At 41.8% G+C, this 11,639-nt stretch carries 9 protein-coding genes; all 9 read left to right on the forward strand.

Features of this window, described 5'->3' with window-relative positions:
* Positions 1 to 7: 7 nt before the first annotated feature.
* The 9 genes from LVD16_RS27195 to LVD16_RS27235 all read left to right on the forward strand — a co-directional run bounded on the left by LVD16_RS27195 (position 8) and on the right by LVD16_RS27235 (position 11,639).
* Complete coding sequence (locus LVD16_RS27195; RefSeq protein WP_233771447.1) at positions 8 to 3,043, forward strand: glycoside hydrolase family 48 protein; 3,036 nt, start codon at positions 8 to 10, stop codon at positions 3,041 to 3,043.
* A gap of 138 nt (positions 3,044 to 3,181) precedes the next feature.
* Positions 3,182 to 3,376, forward strand: coding sequence for a hypothetical protein (locus LVD16_RS27200; RefSeq protein ID WP_233771448.1), 195 nt, complete (start codon positions 3,182 to 3,184; stop codon positions 3,374 to 3,376).
* Positions 3,377 to 3,398: 22 nt separating this feature from the next.
* Entirely contained in the window at positions 3,399 to 3,890 is a 492-nt protein-coding gene (locus LVD16_RS27205; RefSeq protein ID WP_233771449.1) for an RNA polymerase sigma factor, read from the forward strand.
* Positions 3,890 to 4,477, forward strand: a complete 588-nt coding sequence (locus LVD16_RS27210) for a hypothetical protein (RefSeq protein ID WP_233771450.1) — start codon at positions 3,890 to 3,892, stop codon at positions 4,475 to 4,477. Before LVD16_RS27205 ends, LVD16_RS27210 begins: the two co-directional genes overlap by 1 nt.
* A gap of 254 nt (positions 4,478 to 4,731) precedes the next feature.
* Positions 4,732 to 5,121, forward strand: coding sequence for a hypothetical protein (locus LVD16_RS27215; RefSeq protein ID WP_233771451.1), 390 nt, complete (start codon positions 4,732 to 4,734; stop codon positions 5,119 to 5,121).
* A 166-nt stretch (positions 5,122 to 5,287) separates the two neighbouring features.
* Positions 5,288 to 6,370, forward strand: coding sequence for an efflux RND transporter periplasmic adaptor subunit (locus LVD16_RS27220; protein ID WP_233771452.1), 1,083 nt, complete (start codon positions 5,288 to 5,290; stop codon positions 6,368 to 6,370).
* Positions 6,371 to 6,394: 24 nt separating this feature from the next.
* A complete protein-coding gene (locus LVD16_RS27225; RefSeq protein ID WP_233771453.1) occupies positions 6,395 to 9,556 on the forward strand; it encodes an efflux RND transporter permease subunit in 3,162 nt (1,053 codons plus the stop codon).
* Positions 9,549 to 10,982, forward strand: a complete 1,434-nt coding sequence (locus LVD16_RS27230) for a TolC family protein (RefSeq protein WP_233771454.1) — start codon at positions 9,549 to 9,551, stop codon at positions 10,980 to 10,982. The genes LVD16_RS27225 and LVD16_RS27230 overlap by 8 nt, the downstream gene beginning before the upstream one ends.
* Before the next feature lie 126 nt (positions 10,983 to 11,108).
* A complete protein-coding gene (locus tag LVD16_RS27235) occupies positions 11,109 to 11,639 on the forward strand; it encodes a hypothetical protein (RefSeq protein WP_233771455.1) in 531 nt (176 codons plus the stop codon).

Consider the following 11,639-nt stretch of genomic DNA (forward strand, 5'->3'; position numbering starts at 1 on the left):
TTATGTTATGAAAAACAGATTGACAAGCCGGGTGCTACTGTGCCTGGGCTGCTTGTTCGGGAGCCTTACCGCTTTCAGCCAGCAGACAAACGAGTATCTACAGCGGTTTATGGACCTAAGAAACAAGATCCATAACCCTGGAAACGGCTACTTTAGCCCTGACGGAGTGCCTTACCACTCTATTGAAACCCTGATTTGCGAAGCTCCTGATTATGGACACGAAACAGTAAGTGAAACCTATTCTTACTGGTTTTGGCTGGAAGCCTTCTATGGCCGAATAGCCGGCGACTGGCAACCTTTAAATGATGCCTGGGATAATATGGATCAGTACATCATCCCAACCATGGACCTGCAACCAACAGCAGGGAATTACAATCCAGGCTCACCGGCTACTTATGCTCCTGAGTTTCCTTTGCCGTCATTCTACCCAGCTCCTTTAAATTCAGGTGTGCCGGTAGGCCGAGACCCGATTTCGGCGGAACTCACCAGTGCCTACGGCAGCAGAGTTTATGGAATGCACTGGATACTAGACAGCGATAATTTCTACGGCTACGGCCTTAAAGGAGATGGCGTGAGTACACCATCCTACATCAATACCTTTCAGCGAGGTGAAGAAGAATCTGTATGGGAAACTATCCCTCAGCCTTCCTGGGATGAATTTAATTTTGGAGGCCAATATGGCTATCTGAATTTATTCACAGCTGAAAGTCAGGCGCCAGCACAGCAATGGAAATACACTAACGCTCCTGATGCAGATGCCAGAGCTGTTCAGGTTATGTACTGGGCTTATCAGTGGGCTGAAGAACAGGGCCTTAACCCAGAAAATGTACTTCCAATTTCTGAAGCCAGCAAAATGGGAGACTTTCTTCGCCTATCTATGTTTGATAAGTATTTTAAGCCCATGGGTGTGCAAAGTGCTTCCGCTCCCGGTGCCTCTGGCTATGAAAGTGCTCATTATCTCATCTCCTGGTACTACGCCTGGGGTGGCCCTACATCGCCCTCGCAAAACTGGGCCTGGAGAATAGGCTGTAGCCATAACCATTTCGGCTATCAAAATCCTGTGGCTGCATATGCTTTAAGCACATTCGATCCTTTAAAACCAGTTACTCCCAACGGAGCCAGAGACTGGGGCACCAGCCTTGATCGACAGCTGGAGTTTTACCAGTGGCTACAGTCTGACGAAGGTGCTATTGCGGGTGGCGCTACCAACAGCTGGAATGGAGACTACAGCCCATATCCATCCGGAACCCCTACTTTTTATGACATGGCTTACACTGAAGCCCCCGTTTACAAAGACCCGGGCAGCAACACCTGGTTTGGATGGCAGGCTTGGTCTATGGAAAGAATGGCCGAATACTATTACATTACCAATGACAGCCGCGCCGCTCAGGTATTACAAAAATGGGCCGACTGGGTGAAATCTGAGGTAGTGTTAAGCAACGGCACCTACCAGATTCCATCGACATTAAGCTGGAGCGGAGCACCTAACACCTGGAATCCTAACAGCCCTGCACCCAACACGGGCTTGCACGTAAGCGTTGAAGACTACACCCAAGACGTAGGTGTGGCCGGATGTTTGGCTAAAACGCTAACCTATTACGCAGCGGGCACTGAAAAATGGGGCACTTTAGATGCTGACGCTCAAAATTTAGCCAAAGAGATTTTAGATAGAATATGGGCTAACTACTCTGATAGCCAAGGAGTTTCTAACCCAGAAAGCCGTGGTGACTATAATCGTTTCTTTGATCAGGAAGTATATGTACCTGCCGGATGGACTGGCGAAATGCCTAACGGAGATGACATTGAGCCTGGTATTAAGTTCATAGACATCCGCTCTAAATACAGAGATGACCCTGACTGGCCAGACCTGGTAGCAGCTTATAATTCGGGCATTGATTACACCACTAACTACCATAGACTATGGGCTCAGATTGACGTGGCTACTGCCAATGCTGTTTATGGCTTATTATTTGGCGAGGGAACGGGCATAAATCGAGTTCCAAACGCCATAGCCTCCTCTGATATCACCTCCGGAGACGCTCCTTTAGCTGTTAGCTTCGATGGTACTGAATCATCTGATCCTGACGGCGACCCCATAACACTCATCTGGGATTTTGGAGATGGATCTACAGCCTCCGGCGCTACAGTTACACACACTTACTTAACCCCTGGCACCTATGCCGCCACACTCACCGTAACTGATAGCGCCGGCCTCTCCGATACTGCCACTATTACCATTGAAGTAGGCTCTCCGGGCAATGATGCGCCAGTAGCTTCATTCACAGCCACTCCAACCTCTGGCACCGCTCCTCTCACCGTGAGTGTAGATGCCAGCGCATCCTCCGATCCTGATGGTGATGCCCTCACTTACAGTTGGAACTTTGGCGACGGCTCTACCGGATCTGGCGTTACAGCTAATCATACTTACAGTGCTGCTGGCTCATACACCATTACGCTTACAGTAAGTGATGGTGACCTGAGTAGCACCGCCACAGCAGATGTTGAGGTAGATGAAGCCGGTGGTGGCACTTGTGAAAATAGCACTGCAGTGTCGTTACCATTGCGCCATGACGGTGCAGGCGAGTATTGTTGGGTAACAGAAGGCAATGTTAGCTATGTAAATTCATGGAATACCACTTTCGTGGAAATCAATGGAGTAGACTATACTAACACATGGTCTAACAATATGCCACCTGCTATCGACGGGAAGTACTACATTCATTACAGCTCGCCTTATCCATGGGGTCATTTTGAAATGATTGGCTCTAGTAATGCCTCAGCGCGCCGAACTACTAAAGACAAACTGAAAAATGCTGAACTTAAAATTTTCCCTAACCCTGCCAAGGATAAATTTTATATCCAGGGAGCTCAGGCTGATGCGGAAATACAAGTATTGGATTTAACTGGTCACGTGGTAGATCAAACCTTAAGCGCCGGCCAGGCACAAATAGAAATATCAACCAGCACTTATCACAAAGGTATGTACCTGATCAGGGTGGTTGAAAAAGGGCAGACCTCAACCCTATCCCTAGTCGTAGAATAATAGCGACACTTTAAAGAGGTTGTATCCAGGTTTCATCACTTAGATACAGCCTCTTTTTTATCTTTTTAAAAATTCTTCACAGAAAGTGTAATAATAACTCTCCACCTGACTCTAAAGGGTAAACAAATTTTCAAAATCATGAAAAAGAACCTGTTTACCACGAAATTACTTAGCGCTATAGGATTGATAATCATCTCATTAGCTACTACCCTCGCTCATTATTTCCAACTTCCTGACTTTATTTATGGCAGTTTTATTGGATTAGGTATTGGCGCTTTACTGGTGGCTCTTTTGAAAAAGTCAGACAAAAACATCAATATTACAAAAGGCTAAAAATAGGCTGAGTAGCAGGTTGATGGATAAAGAACAGAAGTTTAAAAAGGCCTTTGAGGTATCTAAAGATCAGATATATAGGTTATGTCTGGGCTTTATGGGCAATCATGAAGATGCTGACGATCTTTTCCAGGAGGTTTACATTAAAGTATGGAATAATCTGGATGCCTTTAGAGAGGAAAGCCAGATTACCACCTGGATTTACAGGATAGCCTCTAACACTGCGCTTTTACATGTTTCTAAAAGAAATAAAGCCACCGCGCTCACCAGCACACAGAAACCAGAGGACCTGCATTTGCCCGAACTGGAAAACACTACCCGGTATACAGATAAAGACCTGAAAAGACTATATCAGGCCATCGCCACCCTTAAAGAAAGAGATAGAATTATCATCGGCCTCCTTTTCGAGGATACGAAATATGAAGAAATAGCCGAAATAGTAGGAATAAGCACCTCTCATGTAGGTGTGCGCATTAATAGAATTAAGAAAACCTTAGCTAAAATACTATCATAATGAATGATTTTGACCAATGGCAGAACTTATGGCAGCAGCAAAAGTCAGAATCAGTAGATGCTGATGACCTGATAAGAAGTCTGAAAAAAATAGAGAAGACAAGGAAAGTGCAACGTGTTCTAATCCCCACTCTGTTCGCTTTTTCTTTAATTTCAATGATCACTCATCTTACACTAACTGCTTTTAATATTGCTTTGATCAGTGCTATGGGCATCGGAATGCTGTTGTTAGTGCTTCCATTATTTAAAGGCAAAATTGCTACCTCTAACTATCAGCTACTGGAAAGCAACGAATTGTTTTTAGATCAGACTATTTCTGGGTTAAAACAACGGGCCAAGATTCCTAAAAGGATTATGATTTTTAACATCATCTTGTTCATCGTATTTAACATGGCCTTTTTTTATTTCGCCAATGATTTCAAAGAGTATAGCCATGCCATGCTCTGGAGAATTGGAGCTCATTTACTTACACTGGTCATCTTCGTTGAGATTTATGTGGTGTTTCGAAAAGCCTCTAAAAACTATGTTAAAAACATTGCCCCGCTGATAGTAAAACTGCAGGATCTAAGGTCTGAAAAGGGGCTCTAAAAAAGTGAAAATTGGCAGAAAATATCCCTAAAACGGCGGTTACCTAAAATATTAACTTTTATTAACAATAATCTTAAACGGAGACCCAAAATGGGACTACCCTTTATTATTTGCCAAATAATGGTCTTTTTTTCAACCTGAATATTAAAAAATAATGATTTTTTCACATTATAAGACCTCTTCAAAAACTGACCTATGCGCTCATCGCTTGACTTGAAAGATGGCGTTGTGTAAGTTTGAACCAGTTTCAAAAAATGTTATTGGTGAGAATCTTAATGATCATATGCTTTTTACTGGCGGGAGTAGCCTCCCAGGCCAATGCTTATGCATTAAAATTCCAACAAACCAATAGCTCTGAGTTATCTCACATTGGTCATTCATTGCATGGCGACTACATTCTTTCTCCTGCACCTGCCAAAACTACCAGTGAACATCATGAGATAGACCTTTCAGAAAATGAAATAGAAGAAGACGAAACCTGCTTTGGTAAAAAGCATTTTGAAGTTACTGCACATTTTAAAAGCCTTCTTCACCCCAGGCCTAATGGATTTTTCTCTAGCCGCAAACACTATTTACATTTAAGTGAAAATCTTTCTATATCATCCTTTAAGTGGCATTTGCTCTTAGGCGTATTTCGTATATGATATAGCTCCTAGCCATATTTCGTGGCCACTACCCCAACTTATTTATACATTTTTTTAAACAACCAGACTCCTGCATAAGGATGTCAGACCAAGGTATAACAATACCGCTAATTTAATTTTCAAAAACAACCTTATCGTTTTTAAACAGCAATTAAGCAGAATTATTATGAAGAGAATTTTCATGATTATGAGCTTGTGTGCCTTACTAGGTTATACAAGCTGCGAATCTAAAAAGGAAAAACAGGAGCATGAATCCAAATTTTCTGTGACTAGCCCTGTTCGGCTAGATACTTCATTAACCAAGGAATATGTATGCCAGATCAGATCTATCCAACACATAGAACTTAGAGCGCAAGAAAAAGGATATCTAGAAAAGATATTCGTAGATGAAGGGCAGACAGTGAAGAAAGGACAATTGTTATTTAAAATTATGCCTAAGCTTTATGAAGCAGAGCAATCTAAAGCAAAAGCTGAAGCAAGAGCGGCACAGATTGAATTAAAAAACATTCAGTCATTAGCAGATAGCAACATTGTATCTCAAAACGAGCTAGCCATGGCAGAAGCTGAGTATGAGAAAGCTAACGCAGAATTGGCCCTTGCCAATGTACACCTGGGATTTACAGAAATCAGAGCGCCATTCGATGGTATCATTGACCGTTTCCATGTGAGACAAGGTAGTTTGGTAAACGAAGAAGATCTACTCACTAACCTTTCTGATAACAGCGAAATGTGGGTTTACTTTAACGTACCAGAAGCTGAGTATCTTGATTATAGAGAGAAAGTAAAGAAAGACAGCACCATGAACGTGAAGCTTTTGATGGCTAACAATAAAATGTTTTCATACCCTGGTGAAGTAAAAACAATAGAAGCCGATTTCAACAACGAAACTGGTAACATTCCTTTCAGGGCTACATTCCCTAACCCTGACAAACTTTTAAGACATGGTGAAACAGGTAGCATTCTTATGACTACTCCATTAAAGCACGCTATGATCATACCTCAGAAAACTACTTTCGAGGTGCTTGATAAGAGATATGTATTTGTGATAGACAAAGAGCATAAAGTAAGAGCAAGACCAGTGGAGATAGCTGCTGAAATGCCACACCTATATGTAGTAAGCGGTGGTATAAAAGAAGATGACCAAATTCTATTAGAAGGATTACGCCTGGTGAAGGAAGGTGATGAAATAGAAACTGAATTTGTAGAGCCTAAGAAGGCTATAACCGGCCTTGATCTATACGCAGAATAATCAGGCACGCTAAAAGTATTATTTATGTTTAAGAAAATTATTCATAGACCGGTCTTTGCGATTGTAATATCGGTCATTATCGTTTTCGTAGGTACGCTGGCCATTAAGCAGCTGCCTATATCGCAGTTTCCCCAGATTGCTCCTACCACGGTAAACGTGGCCATAGCATACCCTGGATCAAGTGCGGATGTATTAGTAAAATCGACACTTATTACCCTTGAGAACTCTATTAACGGTTGTCAGGGAATGAGATATATGGCTACCGATGCTACCAGTGCCGGTGAAGCTACCTTAAGATTGATCTTTGAACCTGGCACTGACCCTAACCAGGCGGTAATCAGGGTAAAAACCAGGGTAGACCGGGTAATGCCGCTCTTACCAGAACTGGTACAAAGGGAAGGTGTGGTTATCACACCGATTCAGCCAAGTATGTTGATGTACGTAAACCTTTACGGTACTGAAAAAGGAATGGATGAGAAATTCCTTTACAACTACGCTAACGTAAACATGATCCCTGAGATCAACCGTATTAAAGGTGTGGCTAACGCCCAGATCCTGGGTAGCCGCCGTTATGCTATGCGTGTGTGGTTAAACCCAGACAGAATGAGAGCTTACAACATTTCTACTGATGAAGTGATGGAAGCCATGCAAGAGCAAAGTATAGTAGGTAGACCAGGTCGATTAGGTAGAAGTTCCGGTATAGCAGCACAGTCATTAGAGTATGTACTTACTTATAAAGGTAGATATAGTACTCCTGCAGAGTATGAAGACATCATCATTAAAGCGAACGCTGATGGTGAAAGTGTACATTTAAGAGATGTAGCAAAAGTAGAGCTTGGTAGTGAGTTCTTTGACATTTATTCCAACTTAGACGGTCATCCCTCTGCCGCTATTGTACTTAAACAAAACTATGGAAGTAATGCCAGTGACGTAATTGCCGATGTAAAAGAAAAACTGAATGAGATGAAAGGATACTTCCCTCCGGGAGTAGACTACAAGATCAGTTATGACGTATCTCAGTTCCTCGATGCTTCTATTGAGCAGGTAGTTCATACTTTGAGAGATGCATTTATCCTGGTGGCCTTGGTAGTTTTCATATTCCTGGGCGACTGGAGGTCTACATTGATTCCAATTTTGGCGGTACCAGTGTCATTGGTAGGAGCCTTCTTTGTGATCCAGTTCTTCGGGTTATCTATTAACCTGGTTACGCTATTTGCCCTGGTACTAGCTATTGGTATTGTGGTGGATGATGCCATTGTGGTGGTGGAAGCCGTGCACGCAAAAATGGAAGAAAAGCATCTGAACCCGTATAATGCGGTGAAGGAAGTGATGGGTGAAATTAGTGGTGCTATCATCGCTATTACAGCTGTAATGGTATCTGTATTCTTACCTATATCATTCATGTCTGGTCCGGTAGGTACTTTCTATCGTCAGTTCTCTATCACCATGGCCAGCTCTATTGTGATCTCCGCGCTTATAGCCCTTACACTTACGCCAGTGCTTTGTGCCATGCTTTTGAAAAACAACCATGGTAAAGAAAGAAAGAGAAACATTCTTACCAGAGGTTTAGATAGCTTCAACAGAGGTTTTGATAAATTAACTGGCCGTTATACCAACCTGCTTAAGAAAATTGTAAGCAGAAAAACAGTAACCTGGTTAGTACTACTAGTATTCTGTGCGGGTATTTTCTTTGTAAACAAAGTACTTCCGGGCGGCTTTATACCTAGTGAAGATCAGGGTACTATCTATGCTATCATTCAGACACCTCCGGGAGCTACGTTAGAGCGTACAAACGAGGTATCTCGTAAGCTACAGAAGATATGTGAAGAGGTAGACGGAGTAGAATCAGTATCATCTTTGGCTGGTTATGAGATTATGACTGAAGGTCGTGGATCTAACGCGGGTACTTGTTTGATTAACTTAAAACCATGGTCTGAGAGAGAGCATTCCGTAACTGAAATTATGGAAGAGCTTGAAGAAGAAAGCAAAGGCCTTGGAGCTATTATAGAGTTCTTCGAGCCACCGGCCATCCCAGGTTTCGGTTCTTCTGGTGGTTTCTCTATGAGACTATTAGATAAGACTACTACTACTGACTATCAGGATTTTGATAAAATAAATCAGGAATTTATAGCTAACCTACAGAAGCGAAAAGAGCTTACTGGTGTATTCACCTTCTTCGCGGCTAACTACCCTCAGTTTGAGCTGGAGATAGATAACAAAGCGGCCATGCAGAAAGGTGTTTCCATTGGAGATGCTATGGAAAACCTGGATATACTCATTGGTTCCACCTACGAACAAGGATTCATCAGATTCGGTAGATTCTTCAAAGTTTACGTACAATCCGACCCACAATTCCGAAGACTACCGTCTGATGTCCTTAACTTATTCATCAAAAATGATCATGATGAAATGGTGCCTTACTCTTCATTTATGAAGCTTAAGAAAACCCAGGGCCCTAACGAGATTACACGCTATAACATGTATAACTCAGCGGCCATTAGAGGACTTCCGGCACCGGGATACACCACTGCAGATGCTATTGCAGCTATTAAAGAAGTAGCCAGCAATACCCTACCTCGTGGTTATGATATTGCCTGGGAAGGTTTATCATATGATGAGGCTAACAGAGGTAATGAATCTCTATATATCTTTATCATTGTATTGGTATTCGTTTACTTGGTGTTAGCAGCTCAGTATGAGAGCTTTATACTTCCACTAGCCGTTATATTCTCACTTCCTGTAGGGGTATTCGGATCGTTCCTGATACTGAAAGCCTTTGGTTTGGCCAATGACATTTATGCGCAGGTAGGTCTTATTATGCTGGTGGGTCTTCTGGGTAAAAACGCGGTACTGATCGTGGAATTTGCCGTGCAGAAACACCGGGAAGGAATGACCATTCTTGATGCCGCTATTGAGGGAGCTAAGGTGCGTTTCAGACCTATCTTAATGACATCTTTTGCCTTTATCGCGGGTCTTATTCCATTAGTGATAGCCTCCGGAGCAGGCGCCATTGGTAACAGAACTATCGGTTCTTCTGCCTTAGGAGGTATGCTTTTCGGAACCATCTTCGGGGTAATCATCATCCCTGGGCTGTATTACATCTTCGGAAAAATATCTTCCGGCCGTAAGCTAATAAAAGATGAAGACGATAATCCTTTAACTGAAGATTATGTTCATAATGACTAAGAGAAACATATATAAATATTTAGGAGTGGCCGCCATAGCTTTTAGCGTAACGGCCTGTGCTCCATCTATTACAGAAAAAACTGCCAAAAAGGATGTACCTACGAGCTATAGCAATAGCTCGCAGGATACAACCAATACGGCACAAATGAACTGGAAAGAGTATTTTACAGATCCTTATCTGACAGCGCTTATTGATACAGCTCTACAGAACAATCAGGAACTGAACATCACTTTACAGGAAATACAAATCTCACAAAATGAGGTAAGAGCCAGAAAAGGGGAGTATTTACCATTTTTAGGTGTAAGAGGTGCTGCTGAAGTAGAAAAAGTAGGTCGCTACACCAGCCAGGGAGCTAATGATGCTAACACTGAAATTAAGCCTGGTAAAGAAACTCCTGATCCACTAGGAGACTACCTACTTGAGGCATATGCAACTTGGGAAGTAGACATCTGGAAGAAGTTGAGAAATGCTAAGAAAGCTGCATTATCACGCTACCTATCTAGTGTAGAAGGTAGAAACTTTATGGTGACCAACCTGATTGGAGAAGTAGCCAGTTCTTATTATGAGCTGCTTGCTTTGGATAATCAGCTGGCCATTGTAAAAAGGAATATCGAGATTCAGAGCAATGCTTTAGAAATTGTAAAAATGCAAAAGCAGGCTTCAAGAGTTACTGAACTGGCGGTGAGAAAATTCCAGGCTGAAGTGTTACACACCAGAAGCTTACAGTTTGATATTCAGCAGGAAATAGTTGAAACTGAAAACAGAATCAACTTCCTTTTAGGTAGATATCCTCAGCACATAGAGCGTGATATGGAAGCTTTTGTAGCGTGGACTCCGAACCAAATTCAGGCAGGTGTACCAGCTCAGCTTTTGGATAACAGACCGGACATTAAGCAAGCTGAGTTAGATCTAGCAGCAGCTAAGCTAGATGTGAAAGTAGCCAAAGCACGTTTCTACCCATCATTAGGAATATCTGCTGGCGTCGGTTTTCAGGCATTTAACCCTAAATATCTGACTACTACACCAGAATCTCTTATCTATTCTTTAGCAGGAGATTTAATGGCTCCTTTGATTAATAGAAATGAGATAAAGGCAACTTACAAAAGCGCGAATGCTAAGCAAATACAAGCTGTTTATAATTACGAGAGAACAGTTTTAAACGCTTACATAGAAGTAGCTAATCAGCTTTCTAAAATAGACAACTTAGGCAAAAGCTATGACCTGAAAGCTCAGGAAGTAGATGCTTTAACCAGCTCTATCAACATCTCTAATAACCTTTTCAAATCAGCCCATGCTGATTATATGGAAGTGTTATTAACTCAGAGAGATGCGCTGGAATCTAAGTTTGACTTAGTAGAAACAAAAATGCAACAGATGAACGCCATGGTAAATATTTATCGGGCGCTTGGTGGGGGATGGAATTAATTTAGTGCCCTATAATTAATAGTTGTTCCCAATTTAGTGTAGAAGCCCTCAAGGATTATTTCTTGGGGGCTTTTTTATTGAATGGCTTTATTCAAGCAATCTATAAATACTATATTGCGGCCAGAAATGGAGAATGAATATACTATCACAAAGGCTATAGCTAAGAAGAGTACTATGAATTGGTTGATTCTTCTCCTTTTTCTCATTGCTTTCTTCGGTAGTTTTATTGTGATGGGCCTACTGGATCTCCCCTTGTGGCTTGGTTTAGTATTCCATTTCAGTCTAATAGCTATAATCATTTTATATAACTATAAGCACTTTTATAACCTACCTCAGATTGGATCAATTAAGATAACTGATGATAATATCGTATTGTCAGCAGACGAGGAAATAATTACTATTTCTGGAAATGAGATCAAAGTGATCAATATATATCCTCATTTAAACCTGGGTCAAACCCTTCATTGGGATGGAGTTAAACTGATAGAAGTAGTAATAAAACTTCACTCAGGCCACCATTTCACAAAGATCGTTTACAACACAAAAAACGGATTTGAGTACAAGCCCAACGATCCCTCCAAATTATGGGAAACCCTTGACCGGTTCGGTGGTTTACATAATTTTAGAGTGAACTTACTTTTGAGGAAGAATAAGTGA

The sequence above is a fragment of the Fulvivirga ligni genome (assembly GCF_021389935.1).
GTDB lineage: Bacteria > Bacteroidota > Bacteroidia > Cytophagales > Cyclobacteriaceae > Fulvivirga > Fulvivirga ligni.